22 protein-coding genes, 3 tRNA genes and 1 riboswitch are annotated in these 23,730 nt (G+C 70.1%); of the genes, 11 read left to right on the forward strand and 14 right to left on the reverse strand.

Annotated features, from left to right (window positions below; translation table 11 throughout):
- Positions 1-43: 43 nt before the first annotated feature.
- Positions 44-1,168, forward strand: coding sequence for an N-methyl-L-tryptophan oxidase (solA, locus tag ACWEOO_RS20660; RefSeq protein ID WP_452144352.1), 1,125 nt, complete (start codon positions 44-46; stop codon positions 1,166-1,168).
- On the opposite strand, the gene ACWEOO_RS20665 is transcribed toward solA, so the two are convergent.
- Genes ACWEOO_RS20665 through ACWEOO_RS20690 form a run of 6 tightly spaced genes read right to left on the reverse strand, consistent with a single transcriptional unit; the run spans position 1,165 to position 6,652 of the window.
- A complete protein-coding gene (locus tag ACWEOO_RS20665; protein WP_355690774.1) occupies positions 1,165-1,959 on the reverse strand; it encodes a sirohydrochlorin chelatase in 795 nt (264 codons plus the stop codon). The genes solA and ACWEOO_RS20665 overlap by 4 nt on opposite strands.
- Positions 1,956-3,242, reverse strand: a complete 1,287-nt coding sequence (locus ACWEOO_RS20670) for a sulfate adenylyltransferase subunit 1 (protein ID WP_452144353.1) — start codon at positions 3,240-3,242, stop codon at positions 1,956-1,958. Before ACWEOO_RS20670 ends, ACWEOO_RS20665 begins: the two co-directional genes overlap by 4 nt.
- Positions 3,242-4,141, reverse strand: coding sequence for a sulfate adenylyltransferase subunit CysD (cysD, locus tag ACWEOO_RS20675; RefSeq protein ID WP_452144354.1), 900 nt, complete (start codon positions 4,139-4,141; stop codon positions 3,242-3,244). The genes ACWEOO_RS20670 and cysD overlap by 1 nt, the downstream gene beginning before the upstream one ends.
- Complete coding sequence (locus ACWEOO_RS20680) at positions 4,138-4,821, reverse strand: phosphoadenylyl-sulfate reductase (protein WP_359929162.1); 684 nt, start codon at positions 4,819-4,821, stop codon at positions 4,138-4,140. The genes cysD and ACWEOO_RS20680 overlap by 4 nt, the downstream gene beginning before the upstream one ends.
- Complete coding sequence (locus ACWEOO_RS20685; RefSeq protein ID WP_355690782.1) at positions 4,818-4,967, reverse strand: hypothetical protein; 150 nt, start codon at positions 4,965-4,967, stop codon at positions 4,818-4,820. Before ACWEOO_RS20685 ends, ACWEOO_RS20680 begins: the two co-directional genes overlap by 4 nt.
- Entirely contained in the window at positions 4,964-6,652 is a 1,689-nt protein-coding gene (locus ACWEOO_RS20690) for a nitrite/sulfite reductase (protein ID WP_452144355.1), read from the reverse strand. Before ACWEOO_RS20690 ends, ACWEOO_RS20685 begins: the two co-directional genes overlap by 4 nt.
- Before the next feature lie 410 nt (positions 6,653-7,062).
- On the opposite strand from ACWEOO_RS20690, the gene ACWEOO_RS20695 reads away from it, so the two are divergent.
- The 4 genes from ACWEOO_RS20695 to ACWEOO_RS20710 all read left to right on the forward strand — a co-directional run bounded on the left by ACWEOO_RS20695 (position 7,063) and on the right by ACWEOO_RS20710 (position 10,733).
- Positions 7,063-7,632, forward strand: coding sequence for a helix-turn-helix domain-containing protein (locus tag ACWEOO_RS20695; RefSeq protein ID WP_452144356.1), 570 nt, complete (start codon positions 7,063-7,065; stop codon positions 7,630-7,632).
- Positions 7,629-8,822, forward strand: coding sequence for an MFS transporter (locus ACWEOO_RS20700; protein ID WP_452144357.1), 1,194 nt, complete (start codon positions 7,629-7,631; stop codon positions 8,820-8,822). Before ACWEOO_RS20695 ends, ACWEOO_RS20700 begins: the two co-directional genes overlap by 4 nt.
- A 130-nt stretch (positions 8,823-8,952) precedes the next feature.
- Positions 8,953-9,555 carry a hypothetical protein gene (locus ACWEOO_RS20705; protein ID WP_452144358.1) on the forward strand — a complete coding sequence of 201 codons (603 nt, stop codon included), beginning with the start codon at positions 8,953-8,955 and terminating at the stop codon, positions 9,553-9,555.
- Positions 9,552-10,733: an amidase gene (locus tag ACWEOO_RS20710; RefSeq protein ID WP_452144359.1), complete on the forward strand. Its 1,182-nt coding sequence runs from the start codon at positions 9,552-9,554 to the stop codon at positions 10,731-10,733. The genes ACWEOO_RS20705 and ACWEOO_RS20710 overlap by 4 nt, the downstream gene beginning before the upstream one ends.
- Before the next feature lie 3 nt (positions 10,734-10,736).
- Here the strand turns inward: ACWEOO_RS20710 and ACWEOO_RS20715 are convergent, their stop codons facing one another.
- Together ACWEOO_RS20715 and ACWEOO_RS20720 are read right to left on the reverse strand one after the other, a co-directional pair.
- Positions 10,737-11,492, reverse strand: a complete 756-nt coding sequence (locus ACWEOO_RS20715) for a hypothetical protein (protein WP_452144360.1) — start codon at positions 11,490-11,492, stop codon at positions 10,737-10,739.
- A gap of 90 nt (positions 11,493-11,582) precedes the next feature.
- Entirely contained in the window at positions 11,583-12,053 is a 471-nt protein-coding gene (locus ACWEOO_RS20720) for a GbsR/MarR family transcriptional regulator (protein ID WP_452144361.1), read from the reverse strand.
- A gap of 63 nt (positions 12,054-12,116) precedes the next feature.
- Here ACWEOO_RS20720 and ACWEOO_RS20725 point away from each other — a divergent pair, with 63 nt between their 5' ends.
- Positions 12,117-13,667, forward strand: a complete 1,551-nt coding sequence (locus ACWEOO_RS20725; RefSeq protein ID WP_452144362.1) for a DHA2 family efflux MFS transporter permease subunit — start codon at positions 12,117-12,119, stop codon at positions 13,665-13,667.
- A 50-nt stretch (positions 13,668-13,717) separates the two neighbouring features.
- Here ACWEOO_RS20725 and ACWEOO_RS20730 read toward each other — a convergent pair whose 3' ends face one another.
- Positions 13,718-15,166, reverse strand: a complete 1,449-nt coding sequence (locus ACWEOO_RS20730; protein ID WP_452144363.1) for a glycine hydroxymethyltransferase — start codon at positions 15,164-15,166, stop codon at positions 13,718-13,720.
- Between the two features lie 28 nt (positions 15,167-15,194).
- Positions 15,195-15,275, reverse strand: a riboswitch (ZMP/ZTP riboswitch).
- A gap of 81 nt (positions 15,276-15,356) precedes the next feature.
- On the reverse strand, positions 15,357-16,985 hold the full coding sequence (locus ACWEOO_RS20735; RefSeq protein WP_452144364.1) for an acyl-CoA dehydrogenase family protein: 1,629 nt from the start codon (positions 16,983-16,985) through the stop codon (positions 15,357-15,359).
- Positions 16,986-17,048: 63 nt separating this feature from the next.
- Here ACWEOO_RS20735 and ACWEOO_RS20740 point away from each other — a divergent pair, with 63 nt between their 5' ends.
- The 4 genes from ACWEOO_RS20740 to ACWEOO_RS20755 all read left to right on the forward strand — a co-directional run bounded on the left by ACWEOO_RS20740 (position 17,049) and on the right by ACWEOO_RS20755 (position 21,196).
- Entirely contained in the window at positions 17,049-18,206 is a 1,158-nt protein-coding gene (locus tag ACWEOO_RS20740) for a YihY/virulence factor BrkB family protein (protein WP_452144365.1), read from the forward strand.
- Between the two features lie 154 nt (positions 18,207-18,360).
- The gene (rsgA, locus tag ACWEOO_RS20745; RefSeq protein ID WP_452144366.1) at positions 18,361-19,428 is read left to right on the forward strand and encodes a ribosome small subunit-dependent GTPase A; all 1,068 of its coding nucleotides are present in this window, start codon (positions 18,361-18,363) and stop codon (positions 19,426-19,428) included.
- Between the two features lie 16 nt (positions 19,429-19,444).
- Complete coding sequence (locus tag ACWEOO_RS20750) at positions 19,445-20,188, forward strand: SDR family NAD(P)-dependent oxidoreductase (RefSeq protein WP_452144367.1); 744 nt, start codon at positions 19,445-19,447, stop codon at positions 20,186-20,188.
- A gap of 177 nt (positions 20,189-20,365) precedes the next feature.
- Entirely contained in the window at positions 20,366-21,196 is an 831-nt protein-coding gene (locus tag ACWEOO_RS20755) for an EamA family transporter (RefSeq protein WP_452144368.1), read from the forward strand.
- Between the two features lie 436 nt (positions 21,197-21,632).
- Here ACWEOO_RS20755 and ACWEOO_RS20760 read toward each other — a convergent pair.
- From ACWEOO_RS20760 to ACWEOO_RS20775, 4 genes are all read right to left on the reverse strand, one after another.
- Positions 21,633-21,704 (reverse strand) — tRNA-Val (locus ACWEOO_RS20760).
- Between the two features lie 25 nt (positions 21,705-21,729).
- A tRNA-Cys gene (locus ACWEOO_RS20765) sits at positions 21,730-21,800 on the reverse strand.
- A gap of 49 nt (positions 21,801-21,849) precedes the next feature.
- A tRNA-Gly gene (locus ACWEOO_RS20770) sits at positions 21,850-21,922 on the reverse strand.
- A 158-nt stretch (positions 21,923-22,080) separates the two neighbouring features.
- Positions 22,081-22,956 (reverse strand): sigma-70 family RNA polymerase sigma factor, encoded by an 876-nt coding sequence (locus tag ACWEOO_RS20775; RefSeq protein WP_452144369.1) that lies wholly within the window; start codon positions 22,954-22,956, stop codon positions 22,081-22,083.
- Between the two features lie 93 nt (positions 22,957-23,049).
- Here ACWEOO_RS20775 and ACWEOO_RS20780 point away from each other — a divergent pair, with 93 nt between their 5' ends.
- Complete coding sequence (locus tag ACWEOO_RS20780; protein WP_452144370.1) at positions 23,050-23,490, forward strand: pyridoxamine 5'-phosphate oxidase family protein; 441 nt, start codon at positions 23,050-23,052, stop codon at positions 23,488-23,490.
- Positions 23,491-23,730 lie beyond the last annotated feature (240 nt).

Below are 23,730 nucleotides of genomic sequence, written 5' to 3' on the forward strand. Positions count from 1 at the left end.
GAACTCCCCGGTCCGACCTTCGGCCGGGTCATAGGGTGACGGCATGACGGGTCTGCAGGCGGACGTGGTGGTCGTCGGGTTGGGGGCGTTCGGGTCGGCGGCGCTGTGGCGGCTGGCGGAGCGCGGGGTCGACGTGGTCGGGATCGAGCGGCAGGCGATCGGGCACGCGTTCGGCTCGTCGCACGGGACGACGCGGCTGTTCCGCGTGGCGTGTATGGAGCATCCCGGGCTGACCGCGATCGCGCGGACGTCGCTGGCGTTGTGGACCGAGCTGGGGGAGCGGACCGGCGAGACGTACGTCCGGCAGACCGGCTCGCTGAACGTCGGCGGTCCGGTGAGCCGCCCGGTGACCGGTGCCCGGCGGGCCGCGGGCGCGCGGACGACGGACCTCTCGCACGACGAGCTGGCCGAGCGCTTCCCGCAGTACGCACTCGCAGACGACGACGTTGCGGTCTGGGATCCGGACGCGGGGATCTGCTACGCGGAGCCGGCCGTACGAGCACACGTCGCGGAGGCTCAGCGGTTGGGGGCGACCGTCTATCCGCACACGATGGTGACGGCGATCGACGTCCGCCCGGACGGGGTGACGGTGCGGACGCCGACGACCAGCATCACCGCCGAGCAGGTCGTCGTCAGCACCGGCGCCTGGCTGAGCAAGCTCGTCCCGGGGCTGCCGCTGTCACCGCGCCGGACGCCGTTGTTCTGGTTCCAGCCGAAGGATCCGGCCGCGGAGGCGTTCCAGCTGCGGAACTTCCCGTCGTTCATCTGGGAGTTCGCCGACGGCCGCGGACTGTGGGGGCACGGGTCCGACGAGGACTTCCTCGTGAAGGTCGGCCTCGACGGCGCGGAGCGCGACCGGGACGTCGACCCCGACGAGCTCGACCGCTACATCCACCCGCGCAAGGACATCGCCGAGCTGTCCGCCGCGATCGCGCAGCACTTCCCGGAGCTCGATCCCGAGCCGGTGAAGGTGATGCCGTGCATGGTCACGGACTCGCCCGACGGGCAGTTCCTGGCCGGGCGGTACGACGAGCGCGTGGTGATCGCCGGCGGCGACAGCGGGCACGGCTTCAAGCACTGCGCCGGTCTCGGCGAGCTGCTGGCGCAGATCACGACGAAGGAGACGCCCTCCACTGACGTCTCCTTCGTCGACCCGCACCGGTTCTAGGCGGTCCGGACGAGCTCCGGGCGGGCGATGACCGGGCGCGGGGCCGGCTCGAGGGTGAGCAGGTCCAGGCCGGCCACGCCGTAGCGGAGCAGGACCAGCCGGGCCACCTCGGCGCTCACGCCCAGCGGCGCGGACACGGCGACCGCGCCGGCCCGGCGTGAGGTGGTTTCGGCCTGGTCCGGGAGCACCCCGGGCGCGAGGAACAGCGAGCCGACCGCCACGTGGCGGCGACCCTCCAGGCGCCATTGGAGCACCGCCTCGGCGGGAGACGGGGATGCGGCGGCGACGAACGCGGCGGTCACCGGCAGCTTGTGGCGCTGGCCCCACAGCCGCGCGAGGCGGGTCACGCTGGCGTTCGCGTGCGAGTCGCTGGAACCGGCGCAGGCCAGCACCAGCGCGTCCAGCTCCCGCACCCTGCCGTCCTTCAGCTCCGCACGCATCCGGCGGTCGAGGACGTCGAGCAGCGTGTCGTCGTACCCGAGCACGTCGGAGGCGATGATCCGCAGGTTCGGGAACCGGGTCCGGGCCTCGTCGACGACGGCCGGTACGTCGATCTTGGCGTGGTACGCCGACGACAGCAGCAGCGGGAGGACGACGACCTCCTCGACGCCTTCGGCGGCGAGCTTGCCGATCACCTGGTACGGCGTGGGCGGGCAGTGGTCGAGGAAGGAGGCTTCGATCCGCAGGTCGTCCCGCATCCCGCGCAGGCACGTGACGAGCGAGTGGACGGTGGCGGCCGAACGCGGGTCGCGGCTGCCGTGGGCGAGGATCACGAGCGCTGGAGCAGTCACAGCAGTTCCCCTTCTTCGTCGTCGATCATGCCGGCTGCGAGCGTCCACCCGTCGTGGGCGTCGATCAGCAGGAACGATCCGGTGATGGCGTTGCTGGAGTACGGATCGGCGGCCAGCGGTGCGGCGACCTTGAGCTGCACCTTGCCGATGTCGTTGAGGCCCAGCTCGGTGGCATCGATGACGCCGAGCGTGTCGAGGTCCAGCGCCCCGGTGATCTTGGTGACGATCGCCTGCGCGGTCGTCGTGGTGTGCTTGATCAGCACCCGGGCTCCGACCGTCAGCGGCCGGTCGGACAGCCAGCTGACGGTGGCGGCCAGTTCCCGGCGGGTGCCGGGGGAGGCCTCGGCCGCGACGATCACCGAGCCGCGGGCGACGTCGATGTCGTCGGCGAGCCGGACGGTGACCGCCTCGCCGGCGACCGCGGACGGCCGCTCGGCCACCGCGGTCGACGTGGCGGTGACGACCGGGCGGTCGATACCGGCGATCGACGTACGGCGGCCCGCGGGCAGCACGATGACCGGGTCGCCGACCGTGACCGTGCCGGAGGCAACGGTGCCGGTGTAGCCGCGGTAGTCGCGGTACTCGTCGTCGGTCTGCGGCCGGATCACGTACTGCACCGGGAAGCGCAGCGGCTGCGTCGAGGTGTCGGTGCGGCCGGTCGCGTTCTCCAGGAGCTCCAGCAGGGTCGGCCCGTCGTACCAGGCGGTCTCGGCGGACCGCTCGACGACGTTGTCGCCGACGAGCGCGGACACCGGGATGGCTTGCAGGTCGGCGATGCCGAGCTGGTCGGCGACCTCGCCGACGTCCTTGGCGATCTTGGTGTACACGGCCTCGTCGTAGCCGACCAGGTCGATCTTGTTGACCGCGAGGACGACGTGCGGGACCCGGAGCAGGCCGGCGACGGCGAGGTGCCGGCGGGTCTGCTCGAGGACGCCGTGCCGGGCGTCGACCAGGATGATGACGACGTCCGCGGTGGAGGCGCCGGTCACGGTGTTGCGGGTGTACTGCACGTGCCCGGGGCAGTCGGCCAGGATGAACGACCGCTTGTCGGTGGCGAAGTACCGGTAGGCGACGTCGATCGTGATGCCCTGCTCCCGCTCGGCCCGCAGGCCGTCGGTGAGCAGCGCGAAATCGAAGTCACCGCCGCGCGCCTCGGACACGGTCCGCACGTGCGCGATCTGGTCGGCGAGGATCGCCTTGCAGTCGTGCAGCAGCCGGCCGACCAGCGTCGACTTCCCGTCGTCGACCGAGCCCGCGGTCGCGAGCCGCAGCAGGGTGCTCATCAGAAGTACCCCTCTCGTTTACGGTCTTCCATCGCGGCCTCGCTGGCCCGGTCGTCGGCGCGGGTGGCGCCGCGTTCGGTGATCTCGCTGGCCGCGACCTCGATCACGACCTCGGCCGCACTGGTCGCGGTGGAGGCCACCGCGCCGGTGCAGGACATGTCCCCGACGGTCCGGTACCGGACCACGCGGCTGCCGACGATCTCGCCGTCGCGCGGCTGCGAGTAGGGGCCGACGGCAAGCAACATGCCGTCGCGCTCGAACACGTCCCGTTCGTGCGCGTAGTAGATGCTCGGCAGCGGGATCTGCTCACGCTCGATGTAGTGCCACACGTCCAGCTCGGTCCAGTTCGACAGCGGGAACACCCGCACGTGCTCACCCGGGCGGTGTTTGCCGTTGTACAGCGACCACAGCTCCGGGCGCTGGTTGCGCGGGTCCCACTGCCCGAACTCGTCGCGCAGGCTGAAGATCCGCTCCTTCGCCCGGGCCCGCTCCTCGTCGCGGCGGCCGCCGCCGAACACGGCGTCGAACCGGTGTGCGTTGATGGCGTCCAGCAACGGAATCGTCTGCAGCTGGTTGCGGGTGCCGTCGGAACGCTCCCGCAACCGGCCGTCGGCGATGTAGTCCTCGACCTGCGCGACCTCGAGCCGCAGCCCGAGCTCCTCGACGACCGAGTCGCGGTAGGCCAGCACCTCGGGGAAGTTGTGGCCGGTGTCGACGTGCAGCAACGTGAACGGCACGCCGGCCGGCGCGAACGCCTTCCGCGCCAAGTGCAGCATGACGATCGAGTCCTTGCCGCCGGAGAACAGGATCACCGGCCGCTCGAACTCCGCCGCCACCTCGCGGAACACGAAGATCGATTCGCTCTCGAGAGCGTCCAACTCAGTCACGGTCGTGGTCATGTGTGCAACCCGCATTCCACCTTGCCGGTGCCCGCCCAGCGGCCGCTGCGCGGGTCCTCACCAGGCGCGACGCGCTGCGTGCACGGCTCGCAGCCGATCGACGGGTAGCCGTCGTACTGCAGCAGGTTCACGAGTACGCCGTTGTCCTGGATGTAGCCGTCCAGGTCCTCCTGCGTCCACGGCGCGATCGGGTTGAGCTTGACCATGTCGCGCTTCTCGTCGTACTCGACGAGCGGTGTGTTGGCCCGCGTCGGCGCCTCCTCGCGGCGGATGCCGGTGACCCAGGCCTTGTAGCCGGACAGGTACCGGTTCAGCGGCTCGACCTTGCGCAGCGCGCAGCACTTGTTCGGGTCGCGGTCGTGCAGCTTCTCGCCGTACTCCGCATCCTGCTCCGCGACCGTCTGCCGCGGGGTCGCGTTGATCAGGTGGATCGGCAGCGTGGCCGCGACCGCGTCCCGGGTCCCGATCGTCTCGGCGAAGTGGTAGCCGGTGTCCAGGAACAGTACGTCGACGCCCGGCGCCGCCTGCGCCGCCAGGTGCGGGAGCGCACCGTCGGCCATCGAGGCGGTGACGACGAGCTCGTCGCCGAACGTCTCCCGTGCCCACGCGAGCACCTCGACCGCCGACGCATCGGCGAGCCGTTCGTTCGCCTCCTCGGCGATCGTCTTCAAGTCACTCATTCCACCGTCACCCGCAACCCGATCATCTTCAGCTGGAACACCCGTGCACACGGCCGGCACTCCCACGTGCCATGGCCGTCCTCGGAGGGCCTGAGGTCCTCGTCTCCGCAGTACGGGCAGTAGAGGGGCGCCGCACGCTCGCTCATGTCAGTGCCTCCTCGTCCGCTCGGGTGACCCACTGGGCGAAGCGCTCGCCCTCGTTGCGCTCCTTCAGGTAGTTCTGGGTGACACGCTCCACGTAGTCGGTGAGGTCGTCGGCGGTGACCTTGTGGCCGCGGAGCTTGCGGCCGAACCCGGCGTCCAGCCCGAGGCCGCCGCCGAGGTGCACCTGGTAGCCGGGCACCTGGTGGCCGTCGGCGTCGAGGACCAGCTGGCCCTTCAGGCCGATGTCCGCGACCTGGATCCGGGCGCAGGAGTTCGGGCAGCCGTTGACGTTCACCGTGATCGGTACGTCGAGCTCGGGGATCCGCTCCTCGAGCTCGTTGATCAGCTGCGCGGCCTTGGCCTTGGTCTCGACGATCGCCAGCTTGCAGAACTCGATACCGGTGCAGGCCATCGTGTTCCGCCGCCACGCCGACGGGTTCGCCTGGTACCCGAGCGCGTCCAGCTCGGCGACGAGCGAGTCGACCTGCGACTCCTCCACGTCCAGCACCAGCAGCTTCTGCTGCGCGGTCGTCCGGATCCGGTTCGACCCGTGCCGCGCGACGACGTCCGCGACCTGCGCCAGCGACGTACCGGAGACCCGGCCGACGACCGGCGCGACGCCGACGAAGTACTTGCCGTCGTTCTGCTTGTGTACGCCGACGTGGTCGCCCTGGACGGCCGGCACCTCGGGCGCCGGGCCGTCGATCAGCTTGCGCTTGAGGTACTTCTCCTCGAGCACCTCGCGGAACTTGTCCACACCCCAGTCGGCGAGCAGGAACTTCAGCCGGGCGCGGTTGCGCAGCCGGCGGTAGCCGTAGTCGCGGAAGATGCTGGTGACGCCCCACCAGGCCTGCGCGACCTCGTCGCGCGGGATCCAGGTGCCGAGCCGCTGCGCGAGCATCGGATTCGTCGACAGGCCGCCGCCGACCCACAGGTCGAAGCCCGGGCCGTGTTCGGGGTGCACCACACCGACGAACGCGATGTCGTTCACCTCCGGCACGACGTCGTGCGAAGGGTGCCCGGTCAGCGCGGTCTTGAACTTGCGCGGCAGATTGGAGAACTCGTCCGAGCCGATGTACTTCTCGACGATCTCGTCGATGGCCGGCGTCGGGTCGATGATCTCGTCCGCGGCGATCCCCGCCACCGGACTGGCGATCACCACCCGCGGCACGTCACCGCAGGCCTCGGTCGTGTACAGGCCGACCGCCTCGAGCCGCTGCCAGATCGCCGGCACGTCCTCGATCGCGATCCAGTGCAGCTGGATGTTCTGCCGGTCGGTGATGTCCGCGGTGTCGCGCGCGTACGTCGTGGAGATCTCCGCGATCACCCGGAGCTGCTCGGCGGTGAGCTGGCCGCCCTCGACCCGGACCCGCATCATGAAGTAGCGGTCGTCCAGCTCCTCCGGCTCGAGCGTCGCGGTCTTGCCGCCGTCGATCCCGGGCTTGCGCTGCGTGTACAGACCCCACCAGCGGAACCGGCCGCGCAGGTCGGCGGGGTCGATCGAGTCGAAACCGCGGTGCGCGTAGACGTTCTCGATCCGGGCCCGGACGTTCAGGCCGTCGTCGTTCTTCTTGTTCTCTTCGTTCTTGTTGAGCGGCTCGCGGTATCCGAGTGCCCACTGGCCTTCGCCCTTGCCCTTGCGGGGGCGGGCCGGTTTCCGGGCAGCAGAGGTGACGCCGGCAGTCATCGGGGCGTGTCCTTGTCCTCGTGACAGGTGCTCACCTGCGAGCGGCAGATCGAAGCGTCGTCGGTTCGATGCGTTCCGCGCGGTGCGCACCCAGCGGTGATCGGGGGTGATCAGGGGGCCGTCGTTGGCCCGGGCAGGGTGGCTGTCAGAACATCGAAGGACAACAGATGGCGCTGCGCATCCGCCCGAGGTCGACATGAATGCGACCTACGAGGTGGGTGGAGAGGGCAGCGAGCATGTCCACAAGCGTCAGCGTCAGAGCCTGACAAATCAACTCCCATTCCTACATCGTGAGACCCAATCTCACGATGTGGCTATGTCTACCAGTCTGCTGGAGATTGATTCTGCTACCGAACACAGTCCGCAAGAATTCTTGTGCAAGAGTTCTTGTGCGACGTACGCTGCTCGTCATGACACCCGCCAACCGCCGGACCGTGACGCCGTCCGTGCTCGCCGCCATGCACCATCCGCTGCGCCGCCGGCTGCTCGACCTGCTGTCCGTCGACGGTCCCGCGACCGCCTCCGCGCTGGCCGCCGCGACCGGAGAACTTGTCGGCAACATCAGCCATCACCTGAAGGTTCTCGCGTCCGCGGGCGTGATCGTCGAAGCCCCGGAGCTGGCGCGGAACCGCCGCGAACGCTGGTGGAAGCTCGGCGACACCTCGGAGTACTCGTGGTCCATCGCCGACGCGCACGGGGACCCGGCCGGCGAGCTCGTCGCGGCCACCGCCGAAGACGCGAACCTCGCCCATCACGTCGGCAAGGTGCGGCAGTGGTTCGACATCCGGCACGAGTTCGGCGAGCCCTGGGTGCGGGCGGCGTACGCGACCGAGAGATGGCTCACATTGACGCCCGACCAGCTCGTCGAGCTGAGCGAGCGGGTCGAGGACCTGGTCCGGGAGTACCACGACAACCCCGCCGAGGGCGACGACGCGCACCGCGTCTTCTTCTTCGCCCACGCCGTCCCTGCCCGCCCGTGACCACCGAGGTCTTCCCGCCGCTCCGGAGAGACCGTCGGGTGCACGGATGGATCGCGTCGGCCGCGGTCTCGCAGGCCGGGGACATGGCGTGGTACGTCGGACTCGCGTGGAGCGCCGCCCAGATCACGACCCCGGCAGGCGCCGGACTGGTGATGGGCGTCGGCGCCCTGCCGAAGGCGCTCATCCTGCTGTACGGCGGCGCGCTGGCCGACCGGTTCGACGGCCGCCGGACGATGATCCTGGCCAACCTCGCGCGGATCGTCGTACTGACCCTCGCCGCGACGGCCGTGGCGATCTGGGGTCTGTCCCTGGCGCTGCTGCTGACGGTCGCTGTCGTCTTCGGCGCCGTCGACGCGCTCTACACACCTGCCTCCGGGACGCTACCGCGGCGGATGGTCCGCTCGGAGGACCTGGTGAAGCTGTCGGCAGGCTCGCAACTGGCGCAGCGGCTCGCGATCTTCGCGGGCGCTCCGCTCGGCGGCCTGCTGGTCGCGCACGGCGGGCTGATCACGGTGATGATCGCCGACGCGACGTCGTTCGTGGTGATCGCGCTGGCACTCGCGTTCCTGGTGAAGCCCCGGCTCCCGCAGCCGGTGTCGGTGGGGCGGTCGATCCGCGCGGACCTGCGCGACGGCTTCGGCTACCTGAAGCGGGACCTCCGGGCGCGGACGCTGGTGATCGCGTTCTCCGGGCTGAATCTGTGCGTCGGCCCGATCCTCGCCGTCGGTCTGGTGCAACGCACGCACTCCGCGGGCTGGGGCTCGGCCTGGTACGGGTGGTTCGAGGCGTGTTCCGGGGTCGCCGCCGCGGTCGGTGCGCTGGTGGCGATGCGGTGGAAGCCGGCCGACCTGGCGCGATCCGGTCTGCTCGCACTCGTCGTCCAGGCGGCCGGATGCGCGATGATCGGGCTGATGCCGAAGCTCGGTGTCTTCGTCGCGATGGCAATGATCGGCTGCACGGCCGGGATCGCGTCGGCGCAGTTGTCGGCGGCGTTCCAGCAGTCGGTCGCCCCGGCGTACCTCGGTCGCAGCTTCAGCATCGTGAACCTGTCCGACGAGGCCCTGATGCCCGTCGCGATGACCGGCTTCGGCGCCTTGATCAGCCTCTCGAGCATTCCCGTCGCCTGCGTGCTCGTCGCATCGTTGTTCGCGGCCCTGGTCCTGTGGGCGGCGGCCCGGGTCAATCGCTGAACTCATGTGCAGGGTCGACAGGACATGTCTGCCTTCCGCGCGGGTCGTCCCGCGTGCGCCTGCCGGCTCGGGATGGATACGTCCTGTCGAGCGTGCACGCTCGCGTCGCAGCTGCCGTAAACTCGCGCAGGTGTCCGGCTGGGAGAGCGTCCGCCAATTCACCGTCGGTACGGTCGAGCGGCCGGCTACGCCGAAGCGCAAGAAGATCGGCTGGGGGCCGAAGGCGATTCGGGTGCCGCAGGGCGGGAAGCACGACCGGGTGCTCGCGGCGTGCGCGTACGCCGGGCCGGACCACTCGCTGTACCTCGACGCCGAACTGACCCAATTGCTGTGCGTCGCCGTAGCGGCGGGTCCCGACTCCTGGACCGTGCGCGGTGCCGACGATTCATCTCTCGGCTCCATCACCCGCATCCCGTCGACGCGGCCGTTGCTGCGCCCGAACTGGCGTATCGACCAGCCCGGCCGTCCGGAGATCGTCGGGCGCACCGAGTGGCTGAGCGGCGACGCCAAACAACTTGCCGAGAAGGCTGCGGGCCGCATCTTCACCGGCGTCCTCGACGCCCTCACCAGCTTCGGCGCCGAGGGCGGCGACCAGCCCACCAAGGAACGCGTCCTCGAGTGGCGAGCCGGCGACGACGTCGTCATGTTGTCCGAAGCAACCAAGTCGATCACGATCAAAGCTCCGTGGCTGGATCGCCGGCTCCCCTTCGCCTACGCCCTCGTCGCCGGATGACGGCCCGTGAGACTGCGGCGTCGGTGCGGTCGGGCAGTGTGACCGCGCTCGAGGTTGTCGAGGCCGCTCTCGACGCCGCTCAGCGGCTGGATCCTCTGCTGCACTTTGTCGAGGAGCTCGACGCGGAGCGGGCGCGGCGGACGGCGGAGCGGTTGGGACCGACCGGGGCGCTGGCGGGTGTGCCGTTCTTGATCAAGGCGCGGACGCCGCCCGAGTCGCCGATCCTGGAACGCCTGGTCACGGCCGGAGCGATCCCGATCGGGTGGGCGACGCGGGCGCGGCCGGGTGCCGTGTCGCTGACGTTCGGGTGGAACGGGCGGGAGTACACCCGGAATCCGTGGGATCCCGAGCGGTCGCCCGGCGGTTCGACCGCGGGGGGAGCGGCCGCGGTGGCGGCGGGCGTCGTACCGCTCGCTACCGGTGGTGACAGCGGCGGATCGTTGCGGATCCCGGCGGCGTTCTGCGGGATCGTCGGGTTCAAGGGCACGTACGGTCGCGTGCCGCGGCCGGGTGGGCGCGGGCTCGGCGGGCTGACCACGGCCGGCGTGATCGGCGCGGACCTCGACGACGTCGTCCTCGCGACGAGCATCGCCAGCGGGCCGCACCGCCTCGACCCGTCGGCCCTGCCGCACTGGCCGGTACCGACCGAGTCCACCCGGCGGTGGCGGGTTGCGTACTTCTCGACGCTGGGCGCCTGTCCCGCGGAGGATGGCGTCGATCGCGTACTGCGTGAACGCCTGGCGGCGACTGACGTCCAGGTGGTCGACGTGCCGTTGAAGCTCGCACCCACGGACGAGGCGTGGCCGGTCCTGTCGGCGCTCGACAACGGACGGGGTTCGGTGGCCGCCGCAGCCAACCGGGCCCGTGAGATCCGGGACCACAACAACACCGCGCTCGCCGACCTCTTCGCGGAGGTCGACGTCCTGGTGACTCCGACGACGCTGACCGTTGCCCACGGCTACGACCAGCACGAACAGAGCATCGTGACCGGCGATCCGTGCTGGGTCTTCAACGTGACCGGTCATCCCGCGGTGAGCGTCCCGGCCGGTCTGTCGAACGGTCTCCCGGTCGGGATGCAGGTCGTCGCCCCGCACGGCGCCGACGCCGTCGCTGTCGCCGCGGCCCGTCAGCTGCAGGCAGACCTCTCAGCACCCCCGATCAGCACAACCTGCAAGTAGGGCTCAACGAACGGGGCCGTCCGGCCGGCGTGGATGATCCGCGCGGGCGCCGTGCGACGTCGTACTGCCGGCTTCCGGCACGCCGGCCGAGGGTCGTGGCGCGGCGGTCAAGGGTGGCAGAGCGCGCTCCACGGTGTTGGCGACCTCGATCGCGGACGCACGGTGCCGGTCCGGCGTGGTCTCCCCGCGAGCAGTCGGCGAGCGCAGCGCTTCGGGTTTCGTGAAGTCGGCGACGGCTGCGACCACCTCGGGAGTGTAGACGTCCTCGTACGTCGTGGGCGCCGCAGCGGACTCGGCCGGGGGTCGGACGACCTCCTTCAGCTCGGTCCGGAAGAACTTGACCAGCTCCTTCGCGCGGAGGAACCGGCTGCGGCGAAGGACTGCCTGCTCGCCGGCGAGCAAGGCGCTTCGCCGCCAGTTCACGTCGAACACGACCCGCCCGCGCTGGAACCCCACGTTCGTCTCACCGCCGGCATACCCGCGCGCGTTGCCGTGCGTGAAGAACGAGCTGTAGAAGGCTCCCTCGTCCTCGTACTTCAGCACGTTCCACGCCCGGAACGGATCCGTCGGCAGGTCGCCCCGCACCCAGGCCTCGTCCATCAGCGCGTGCGACGTCGCGTTCAGCGGCCGATGCCCGACGTACCGGTACTGCGGTCGCTCGCCGCGCCGGCGCCGCTCGTACTCGGCGATGATCTGCGGCCACTCGTCCGCGGACACCGCCCGCGCCAGCCGGGAGGCGAACGACGTCCGCGCGCGCAACTCGGCCCGCGACGTGACGGGTCTCCCACGCGGTGCGGTAGTCGCTGTCCAGCCACGCCGTACCGACGAGCCGCTTCGCCTCGCGGCGGTTCACCGTGGGTGTTCCGAGCGCCAATTCTTGATCATCTGGTCCATGTCGGCGTGGATGAAGGCGAAGAAGTCGGCCGCTTCGGTGAGGCGCCGGCCGACGGGGGAGTCCTCGCCGAACAGCGACGCGCCGGATCGGCTGGTCGACTCCCACTCGCTGAGGGCCAGGTTGCGGCGCTCGAGGATCGCCGCGAAGACGTCCTCGCGGATCCGGTAGTGGTCCTTGCGCGAGCCCTGCAGCCGCTCGCGGGAGATGAAGGAGACCTGGAGCAGTTGCCGGACGGCGCCGGACACGGCGGGCTGGCTGATCTTCAGCGAGTCGGCGAGCTCGGCCGCCGTCATCGTGCCGGTCGGGCTGACCAGCATCGCGCCCATCACCCGCGCCGACATCGTCGGTACGCCGCTGTTCGCCAGCACGCCCGCGAAGCGCTCGACGAACTGGCTGACTGCCTCCCGGCTCGGTTCCTCCGCCATGGTTGAAGCTTACAGTAATCTGATCTATCGTAACTATCACAAACTTCTGATATTTTGAATTTCATGACTTCGACCATCGGCACTTCCTCGCCGGCGCTCACCGGTGCGCGGCGCTTCGGTGTGCTCATCGCCCTGTGTCTCGCCGTCCTCGTCCTCGGCCTGGACACCACCGTGCTCAACGTCGCCCTCCCGACGCTCTCCCAGGACCTGGACGCGTCCACCAGCCAGCTGCAATGGATGGCGAACAGCTACAACCTGGTGCTCGCCGCGCTGCTGCTGCCGGCCGGGCTGCTCGGCGACCGGTACGGCCGGCGCAGGATCATCGCGATCGCGCTGTCCCTGTTCGGGCTGGCGTCCGTCGCCTGCGCGCTGTCGGACTCGGCCGGTCAGCTGATCGCCGCCCGGGCGTTCCTCGGGATCGGCGCGGCGATGATCGTTCCGGTCGCGCTGTCGCTGATCACCGTGCTGTTCCGCACCGCGGAGGAGCGGAAGAAGGCGATCGGGTTCTTCGTCGTTGCCAACAGCATCGGTATGCCACTCGGCCCGATCGTCGGCGGCCTGCTGCTCGACCACGCCGGCTGGCAGTGGATCTTCGTGATCAACGTGCCGATCGCGTTCCTCGCCGCGTTCGCCGTCACGCTGCTCGTCCCGGAGAGCCGCAGCTCGAACCGCCCGGCCATCGACTGGCCCGGCATCGTCTTGTCCAGCGCGGGTCTGGCGGCTCTGGTGTACGGCGTGACGAAGGCCGGCGAGACGTCCTGGGGTGACGGCGTCACGATCGTGTACCTCGCGCTGGCCGTCGTCCTGATCGGCGCGTTCCTGATCTGGCAGCGGCGGGCCGCCGGTCCGCTGATCGAGCTGCGGTTGTTCAGCGAGAAGGTGTTCACCGGCGGCGCCGTGCTGCTGACCGTCTCGGTGTTCGCGATCTTCGGGCTGCTGTTCACGATGCCGCAGTACTTCCAGGGCATCAACGGGTCCGACGCGCTGCACACCGGGCTGAAGCTGCTGCCGTTCATCGGCGGTATGACGGTCGGCGCGAAGCTGGCCGAACCGGTCGAGGCCCGCGTCGGCACCCGGCTGGTCGTGATGACCGGTTTCGCGGTGATGGCGGCCGGGTCCGTGCTCGGCGCCTTCACCGACCTCGGCACCGGGTACGGCTACACCGCGACCTGGTTCGCCGTGGTCGGCTTCGGCCTCGGGTGCTCGATGCCGCAGGCAATGAACGCGGCGCTCGGCGTCCTCGACCCGGAGCGGGCCGGCACCGGATCGGGTCTGCTGCAGGCGTTCCGCCAGGTCGGCGGCACGGTGGGGGTCGCCGTCCTCGGCACCGTCCTGAACTCGGTCTACCGCCACGACGTCGACACCACAGGTCTGCCGGCGCAGGCAGCGGACGCGGTCGAGAAGGGCCTCGGCGGCGGACTCGCGGTGGCCGCGAAGACGGGGTCGGCCGATCTTGCGAACAGCGTGCGCGACGCCTTCCTGACCAGCCTGAACACCACGATGTGGGTGTCCGCCGGCATCGCTGTCACCGGCGCGGTCCTCGCGGCCGTACTGATGCCGAAGCGCGCCGCGAAGCCCTCGCCGGACGTGCTGACGGGTGTGCAGGACTCCTGATCACACGACACAGCGCCCGCTCCACGGGGGAGCGGGCGCTGGTTTGCGTGTCAGTTGAGCACGAGGCCCGGGTACAGCGGGAACTTGTCGAGCATCTCGGCCGAGGCGGCCTTGGTCTTGTCGGCGACGCCGTCGGCCAGCACGTACTTCGCCTTGGACGGTGCGCCCGCGGAGGTGGTCGTCGGCGTGGTCGCGGAGAGCACGTCGACGATCAGCTCGGCGACCCGGTCGAACTCGTCGGCGCCGAAGCCGCGCGTGGTGAGCGCCGGCGTACCGATCCGGACGCCCGACGTGTACCAGGCGCCGTTCGGGTCGCGCGGGACGGCGTTGCGGTTGGTGACGATGCCCGCGTCGAGCAGCGCCGACTCGGCCTGCCGGCCGGTGATGCCGTACGACGAGACGTCGAGCAGGACCAGGTGGTTCTCGGTGCCGTCCGTCACCAGCTTGACGCCGCGCTTCATCAGGCCGTCGGCAAGCGTGACCGCGTTGTCGGCGACCGCCTGCGCGTACTCCTGGAACGAGGGCTGCCGCGCCTCGGCCAGCGCGACGGCCTTCGCGGCCATCGTCTGGCTGAGCGGGCCGCCCAGGACCATCGGGCAGCCGCGGTCGACGGACTCGGCGTACTCCGGCTGGCACAGGACCATGCCGCCGCGCGGCCCGCGCAGCGACTTGTGCGTCGTGGTCGTCGTGACGTGCGCGTGCGGGACCGGGTCGAAGTCGCCGGTGAAGACCTTGCCCGCGACCAGGCCGGCGAAGTGCGCCATGTCGACCATCAGAGTCGCGCCGACCTCGTCGGCGATCTCGCGCATCTTCGCGAAGTTCACCTTGCGCGGGTACGCCGAGTAGCCGGCGATCAGGATCAGCGGCTTGAACTCGCGGGCCTTGCGGGCGACGTCGTCGTAGTCGAGCAGCCCGGTCGCCGGGTCGGTGCCGTAGGAGTGCTGGTTGAACATCTTGCCGGAGATGTTCGGCCGGAAACCGTGCGTCAGGTGACCGCCGGCGTCCAGCGACATGCCGAGCATCTTCTGGTCGCCGAGCGCCTTGCGGAGCTTGGTCCAGTCCTGTTCGGTCAGGTCGTTGACGTGCTTCGCGCCCGCTTCGGCCAGCGCCGGGGACTCGATCCGCTGGGCCAGGATCGCCCAGAACGCGACCAGGTTCGCGTCGATACCGGAGTGCGGCTGGACGTAGGCGTGCGGAGCGTCGAACAGGGCCCGCGCGTGGTCGGCCGCGGTCTGCTCGACGGTGTCGACGTTCTGGCAGCCGGCGTAGAAGCGGTGCCCGATGGTGCCCTCGGCGTACTTGTCCGACAGCCAGTTGCCCATCGTGAGCAAGGTGGCGGGGGAGGCGTAGTTCTCACTCGCGATCAGCTTCAGCGAGGACCGCTGGTCGGCCAGCTCGGCCTTGATCGCGCCGGCGATCGTGGGCTCCACCGCGGCGATCACCTGCAGCGCGTTGTTGTACGCGGCCGACGCGGCGGCGGCGTCGAAGGGTTGAGTCATCGTTGTCTCTCCTGCGGTTGCAGTGGGTCGCCGGCACCCAGGCGCACGGTGCCCGCGTTCTTCGCTCCCCGGTGGTTCTCCACCTAGCGCGCCAGTCGCGACGCCTCACCCTATCGCGCGCGCCGCCCCCGTCGTCGCTTACGTCCGAAGAACTGGCGAGACGTCACTCCGGTTCTTCGGACGCAACGTGTCAGAGGGCGCGGTCGATGATTGCGGGGAAGGGGGTTGAGCGGGGGAGAGTGCCGAAGACACCGCCCCAGTCGTTCGCCAGGCGGGACGCGACGAAGGCGTCCGCGACAGTGGGGGTCGAGTTCCGGATCAGCAGCGAGGCCTGCAGGCACAGGGCCATCCGCGCAGCCAGTCGGCGGGCACCTGCTTCGGCATTCTCGGTGTCAGCAAGCGCTTGCAGTACGTCGTTCGCCGCCGCGTCCAGCCGCTGATCGGCACCCTGAACGGCAGCCATCTCCGTCAGCCACGCGTCGAGCGACTCCGGGCGGCGCAGCGCCCGCAGGACGTCGAGCGCGTTGACGTTGCCCGACCCCTCCCAGATCGAGTTCAGCGGCGACTCCCGGTAGAGCAGCGGCAGCCCGGACTCCTCGACGTACCCGTTCCCGCCGAGGCATTCCAGCGCCTCGGCCACCATGAACGGCGTCCGCTTGCACACCCAGAACTTCGCGAGAGGTAACGCAATCCGCCGAAACGCCGCCTGCTGCGGGTCGCCCGCGGTCGCGGCGTCCACCGCGGCGGCCAGGCGCATCCCCAGGGCCGTCGCTGCCTCGGACTCGATCGCGAGATCCGCCAGCACGTTCTGCATGGCAGGCTTGTCCGCCAGCAACCCACCGAACGCGCTCCGGTGCCGCGTATGCCAAACAGCCTCGACCAGCGCCCGCCGCTGCAGGGCCGCGGAGCCCAGCACACAGTCCAGCCGGGTCGCCGCGACCATCTCGATGATCGTCCGCACTCCGGCGCCCTCGTCTCCCAGCCGGTACCCGATCGTGCCGTGGAACTCGACCTCCGACGACGCGTTCGACCGGTTCCCGAGCTTGTCCTTGAGCCGCTGCAGCGCGAACGGGTTCCGGTTGCCGTCGGCAAGAACCCGCGGTACGACGAAGCAGCTCAGTCCGTCCGGCGCCTGCGCCAGGACCAGGAAGAGGTCCACCTGCGGCGCGGAGCAGAACCACTTGTGCCCGTTCAGCTGGTACACGTCCCCGGCGGGGGTCGCGGTGGTGAGGTTCGCCCGGACGTCGGAGCCGCCCTGCTTCTCGGTCATCCCCATCCCGGCGAGTACGCCGCGCTTCGCCCCGACCGGCAACCGCCGTACGTCGTACCGGGTCGACGCCAGCTGTGGGACCCATTCCTTGGCGAGCTGCTCGTCCGCCCTCAGCGCCGGCACCGCGGCGTACGTCATCGAGATCGGGCAGCCGTGCCCGGGCTCGACCTGCGACCACAGGTAGAACCCGGCGGCGCGGGTCAGATGCGGCGCCGGGTGGTCGCTCGGCTGGGTCGTCCAGGGCGCGGCCTGGAGCCCGAACCCGACCGCCTGCTCCATCAGCCAGTGCCACGACGGGTGGAACTCGACCTCGTCGATCCGGTTCCCGTAGCGGTCGTGGGTGCGCAGGACCGGCGGGTTCTGATTCGCCGGGAGGGCGTGCGCACGGGCCTCCTCGGAGCCCGCGAGCTCGCCGATCCGGCCGAGGCCGGGATCCGCCGTCAGGTCGGCGTACGGACGCAGAGCGTCACCGAGGGGCCGGTCCTGGGTGAAGAAGTTCACGCCCCGCAGTGGGGGAGCCTGATTCGTTACCGCGAATGGGTCCGCCATGTCAGTACGGTAAGCGGTATGGCACGTTCTGGGGCAGGACCCACTGGTGGGAGCTCCCTCTCATTGGCATGGGTTCGCAAGGTCCCCGCGACGACCTGGAAGCTGCTCACCCAGACGGTCGGCGTCTGTCTGCGCTACCGGGTCACCGGACTCGCGGCCGAGGGGGCGTTCTTCGCGATCCTCTCGCTGCCGCCGCTGATCTTTGGGCTGGCCGGCTCGCTCGGTTACATCGCGAGCAAGTGGTTCGAGGTCGAGACGATCAACGACATCAAGCAGCAGATCGTCGACCTGGCCGCCCGGGCGCTGACCGACGACTCGATCAAGAACGTCATCGCGCCGACCCTCGACCAGGTGCTGAACGGCGGCCGGCCGGACGTCATCTCGATCGGTTTCGTGCTGGCCCTGTGGTCCGGCAGCCGCGCGCTGAACGTGTTCGTCGACACCATCACGATCATGTACGGGATGGGCGGCAAGCGGGGCATCGTCCGGACCCGGGCGCTGTCGTTCTCGCTGTACTGCGCGGCCCTCGTCATCGGGGTCATCGTCCTGCCGCTGGTGCTGGCCGGACCGAACGCGGTCGACGCGCTGCTGCCGCACCGGCTGGACTTCCTGAACCAGCTGTACTGGCCGGTGGTCACGATCCTGTCCGCGGGCTTCCTGAACACCCTGTACCACCTGTCGGTCCCGATCCGGACGCCGTGGGTCTCCGACCTGCCCGGCTCGTTCCTGGCGCTGTCGATCTGGATCCTGGGCAGCTTCGTGCTCCGGTGGATCCTGCAGAGCACGGTCGGCGGTACGTCGATCTACGGGCCGCTGGCCGCGCCGATCGCGGTCCTGATGTGGCTCTACATGACCGCGATCGCCGTACTCATCGGCGCCGCGCTGAACGCGGTCGTGGACCGGCTGTGGCCGCACAAGGCGCAGGTCGCCGAGGTCAGGAAGGTCGCGACGGTCGAGGAGGCCGGCGACGAGGTCGAGCCGGTGATGAAGGCGGAGTCGGAGCCGCACCACGACCACACGCTGACCCCGGTGGCTGAGGAGGAGCGGCCCGAGGCACAACTCGGGCGGAAGGTCGAGAAGCTCGCCGAACGGCCACGCAATGCGGTGCCTCGACCGAAGCCTGAGCCTGAGCCTGAAGCTCAAGGTGAGACCGAGGCCGCGCGCAAGCCGGCTTCGGTCGGAAAATCCGGTGCGCAGGGTGACACCGACGACCTAGGCTGACCGCATCGCGACACACGGTCCCCAGCTCGGGACCGCTGGAACCAGGAGGGAGGCAACCGCCATGAGCTTTCAACAGGCCCGTCGGGCCGTTGTCTCCTACACCGTCCGTCCGCTGACCTGATCCCGCGGCCGGACCCTCGGAAAGGTTCGCCGCATGTCAGCCACACTTCAGGCCCTGGGACTCGACAGTTCCACGGCCGAGTTTCTGCAGTCCGTCCCGGAGGACCTCGTTCCGGGACGCGTCGCCCGGGTCGACAAGGGCCTGGCGACGGTCTTAACCGAGGACGGTCCGGTCCGTGCCAGCTGGTCCGGGGCACTGCTCGCCGAGATGGCCTCCGACGCCCAGGCCGGCCCCTGCACAGGGGACTGGGGCGTCCTGCGGTTCTGGCCGGACGACCGGATCACGCTCGAGTCGGTGCTGCCGCGCCGGACCACGATCGTGCGCGCCGAGGTCGGCGGTTCGTCGCGCGGGCAGGTGCTTGCCGCCAACGTCGACGTGATCGCCATCGTCGTCGGTCTGGTCCCGGAGCCGAACATCGTCCGCATCGAGCGGTTCCTGGCGCTGGCTTGGGAGAGCGGTGCGCGGCCGGTCGTCGTACTGACCAAGTCCGACCTCGTCGGGGACGCCGAGTCGCTGGCCGAGGACGTGGCGCTCGCCGCGCCCGGTGCCGACGTACTGGTGTGCAGCGCGACCACGGGTGCGGGCATGGACGACGTACGGGCGCTGCTCGACGGGAACGCCACGCTGGCGCTGCTCGGCTCGAGTGGTGCCGGCAAGTCGTCGCTGGTGAACGCTCTCGCCGGTGTGGAGCTGCTGGACGTGCAGGAGATCCGCGAGGACGGCAAGGGCCGCCATACGTCGGTACGGCGCGAGCTGATCGTGCTGCCCGCGGGCGGGGTCGTCATCGACACGCCGGGGCTGCGGGGGATCGGTCTGCAGGAGAGCGGCGAAGGACTGGCCGCGGCGTTCCCCGACATCACGTCGCTGGCGGAGCAGTGCAAGTTCAAGGACTGCTCACATGTGATGGAGCCCGGATGCGCGGTGCAGGCGGCGCTGGAGGACGGGTCGTTGCCGTACCGGCGCTACGACAGCTGGGTGAAGCTGCAGCGCGAAGCGGCGTACATGGCTCGTCGGGCTGACGCGCGGCTGCGGGCGCAGGCGAAGAAGGACTGGGTGCGGGCCAGCAAGTCGTACCGGCGGGACATCAAGCCTCGCGGTTGATGAAAGGATCGGTCCCATGAACCGATCTGTGCTGGTGACGGGGGCTTCGCGGGGGATCGGCGCGGCGGCGGCGCGGGCGTTCGCTGCCGCGGGCGATCGCGTAGCCGTTCACTACAGCGCCTCGCCGGACGCCGCGGCCCAGGTCCTGAAGGAGCTTCCCGGGACCGGACACGTGATGGTCCAGGCCGACCTCGCCGACCCGGAGGCGATCCGGACCGCGGTCGACGACGCGGCGCGGACGCTCGGCGGGATCGATGTCCTGGTGAACAATGCCGGCGTGTACCACCCGCATCGGATCCGCGAGTCGACGTACGCCGAATGGCAGCAGGCGTGGACGGACACGCTCGCGGTGAATCTCGTTGGCCCGTCCAACGTCACCTGGTGCGCGGTCCGGCACATGCCGCGCGGCGGCCGGATCGTGAACGTGTCGTCGCGAGGCGCCTTCCGCGGCGAGCCGAACCAGCCGGCGTACGGCGCCTCGAAGGCGGCGATCGTCTCGTTCACGCAGTCGCTGGCGCGGGCGCTCGGGCCGGACGGGATCGCGGTCACCGCGATCGCGCCGGGCTGGACCGTGACAGACATGGCCGCGGTGAACCTGGCCGGCGACGGGTACGACCGGCGCCGGCTGGAGAGCCCGCTCGAACGCGTGGCCGATCCGTCCGAGGTCGCCGCCGCGATCCTGTACCTGGCATCGCCCGAGGCCGAGTTCGCCACCGGGACCGTGCTGGACTTCAACGGGGGTTCGTACCTGCGGATGTAAATGCGTTCGCCCGACGGCGGGGGACTGGTTAAGGTCCTCCTCGTGCATCGCATCATCACTCCGCCGGCCGCCGCTTAGCGGACGGCTGCTCTCGCGCCCAGGTCGTCGGCCTGGGCTTCTTCGGGCTGTTCGCAGACGCCTCGACCATTCGTTGCGAACACCTTCCCGGAGTGTCCGATGCACCACCGTCTCTCGACGAGGCATGCCCTCGTCGCCATCATCGCCGCCGCCGTCGCCTGGGGCACCGGCGGCCCGACCGGCGCCCTTCTCACCCAGCAGGGCCTCACACCACTCGCCGTCTCCTTCTGGCGCCTGGCATCCGCCGCCCTCTGGCTGATCCTTGCCCGCCTCCTCACCCGCCGTACCCCGCTTCGTCCGTTGGCGGCGGCCGGCTCGGTGCGTCATGTGCTGAGCGGCTTGGGTTTGGCTGTCTGCCAGCTCGGCTACTTCACCGCGATCCCGCGCGTCGGCGTCGGTACGGCCACGGTGATCGCCTTGGGTGCCGCGCCGATCCTTGTCGCCGTCGCCGCCCGCGAACGACTGACGCCGGCCCTCTTCGTGGCTGTCGCAGGCCTCGGCCTGCTGTCGGCAACCGCCGGGACGGCCAGTCTCACCGGCATAGCAGCAGCCGTAGCCTCTGCCGCGGGCTACACACTGACAACACTCCTGAACCGCAACACCCCAGACCCCGTCACCGCTGCACTCCTGGGCTTCATCGTCGGCGCCGCCTTCCTCGCCCCCTTCGCCGCCCTCCCGGCCACACTCACCGGCTGGCTACTGATCGCGTACTTCGGCCTGATCCCGACGGCGTTCGCGTACACGCTCTTCTACACAGGCCTGAAGACCCTGAAAGCCTCGACAGCCGCCACCATCGCTCTGCTGGAACCGGTCGTCGCCGCAGCCATCGGCATCCTCGCCTTCCACGAACACCTCACCACCCCAGCCCTCGTAGGAGCCGCAATCCTCCTAGCAGCAATCGCAGCTCAGTCCCACGGCGCACGCAACTGAACCATCCCAGCCCCGGGGACAGGCGCCGCCGCCAACCGAGGCGGCGGCGCCTGCCCCGCGGATGAGTCGGCTGCTCAACCCAGCTCCGTCGCCGAACTCAACCCTCACGGGTGCGCCGACTGCCCAACCTGACAGGCGCCGTCCGTACGAGCCGGCGAACCGAACCCGCGCGGGTGAGTTGACCGCCGAACCCGGCCACTGCCGCCGTACCGAACCCGCGCGGGTGAGTCGACCGCCCAACCCGACCACTGCCGCCATACCCAACGCACGCGGGTGAGCTGACCGCCCAACCCGACCACCGCCGCCGAGCGAAGCGACGGCGCAGGGGGTGCGGGTGGCGGAGCCCCCGCCGGCGGCAAGCGAAGCGCAGCCGCACAACACGACGAAGGCGACCCGGTCCGCGCTCTCCGCGGACACGAGTCGCCTATCGACTTCGTGGACGATACTGGGATCGAACCAGTGACCTCTTCCGTGTCAGGGAAGCGCGCTACCGCTGCGCCAATCGTCCGTCTGGAACCTGATTGAGGTTCTCGAGGTGGAGACGGGATTCGAACCCGTGTACACGGCTTTGCAGGCCGTTGCCTCGCCTCTCGGCCACTCCACCACTGAGGCCTTTTCCCTTGTGAGGACGGTGGCCTGCCGAACCCTCTCCGAGCGGACGACCGGGTTCGAACCGGCGACCTCAACCTTGGCAAGGTTGCGCTCTACCAACTGAGCTACGTCCGCGCTTCGCTCCGGGGCGTTTCCGCTCGGTGCGAGAGCAGAACAGTAGCGCACTTTCCGCCCGGACAAAAACCGGATTCCGCTGTGTCGCGACGAGCGCGAGGAGTGCCCCATCCGTCACACGAGTCCCATCCATTCTGTCCACTCGCCACGCCGCCGGATCACCCCTTCAAGGTCACCAGATCGACGTTTTCCAGGTACTCCGTGTCGCCCCGGAGATCGATCGCCGCGACACGCCCGCCGGCCACGGTGAAAGAGAACACAATCAGCGGTTCGCCCCGTCGCATCCACACCAGCCCGGGCCAGCCGTCGACGAGCACCAGCTTCGCCGCCGCGGCCCGCCCGGAGAACTCGTGTGCGACGCGCTCCGCGCCGGCGAGCACCTCGGCCGCCGGCCCGCCGTACGCCGCGGCGCCCGCATCCGCGCGGACGACGACCTCCGGATCGAGCACCCGCAACAGTCCCGAGAAGTCGGCGCCCCGGGCCGCGGCGAGGAACGCGGTGACGACCTCCTTCTGTCGCTGTACGTCGACCTCGGCCGGCTCCGGCGTACCGCGGACGCGCCGTCGCGCCCGGCTGGCGATCTGCCGCGCGGCCGCCGGCGACTTCCCGATGATCGGCGCGATGTCCTCGAACGGCACGGCGAAAAGGTCGTGCAGCACGAACGCGAGCCGCTCGGCCGGCGACAGCGTCTCGAGCACGACGAGCAACGCCAGCCCGACCGAATCCGCCTGTACTGCTTCGAGTTCAGGATCCGGTACGACGTCGTCCGCGAGCCCCGGCGCGTGATCGCCGACCGGCAGCTCGGGTCGCCCGCGCCGCGCACGCAGCATGTCGAGACAGATCCGCCCGACCACCGTGGTCAGCCAGCCGCCCAGGTTGTCGATCGTCGCGCTGTCGCTGCGGCTGAGCCGGATCCAGGTTTCCTGGACCGCGTCCTCGGCCTCCGGCTCGGACCCGAGGATCCGGTACGCGACGGCCCGCAGCCGGTCCCGGTTCTGCTCGAACCGCGTCGCCAGCCACTCGTCCCCGCTCATCGCGACCACATCCTTCACCTGTCACACTGACCGGCCGAGCGCCGTCAGATGATTGACGGACCACGAGCACAACATGTGACAGAGGAGCGAGCGATGACGGCAGCACCCCGCCCGTTGGGCGTGCGCAAGCAGGACACCTTGGCCCGTCTCGAGCAGGACGTCGACGCCTGGGTGTCCACCGCTTCGCCGGACGGTACGCCGTACCTGATGCCGCTCTCGTTCCTGTGGAGCGACGGGACGCTGCTGCTGTCGACCGCGCGGACCAACCCGACCGGGCGCAACCTGCTGGCGAACCCCGTCGTACAGCTGACGCTGGGGGAGGTGCGCGACGTGATCCATGTGACCGGCACCGTCGAGGTCGTCGAGCCGTCGGACGCCGAGGGCCAGGCGTTCGCCGAGAAGGCCGGCTTCGACCCGCGGCCGCTGGGCAACTACCCGTTCTTCCGCGTGACGCCGACGCGGATCCAGGCCTGGCGCGAGGTGAACGAGCTGAAGGAGCGCGTGCTGTTCGAAGACGGTCGCTGGCTGGACTGACGCTTGGCGTCTCGGTCCTGCGGCAGCTGGTCGAGCAGCCGCCTCTGCCTCCCCGGCGCGGTGAGCGTCCCGGCGAACCCGACCCATGCGGCGAGAGATGACCGCCTGCCGCGACCACCGCAGGTGGGCTGACCGCCGAACCCCAACCACCGCAGGTGGGCTGACCGCCGAACCCCAACCACCGCAGGTGGGCTGACCGCCGAACCCCAACCACCGCAGGTGGGCTGACCGCCGAACCCC

It is taken from the genome of Kribbella sp. NPDC004138, from assembly GCF_053603655.1.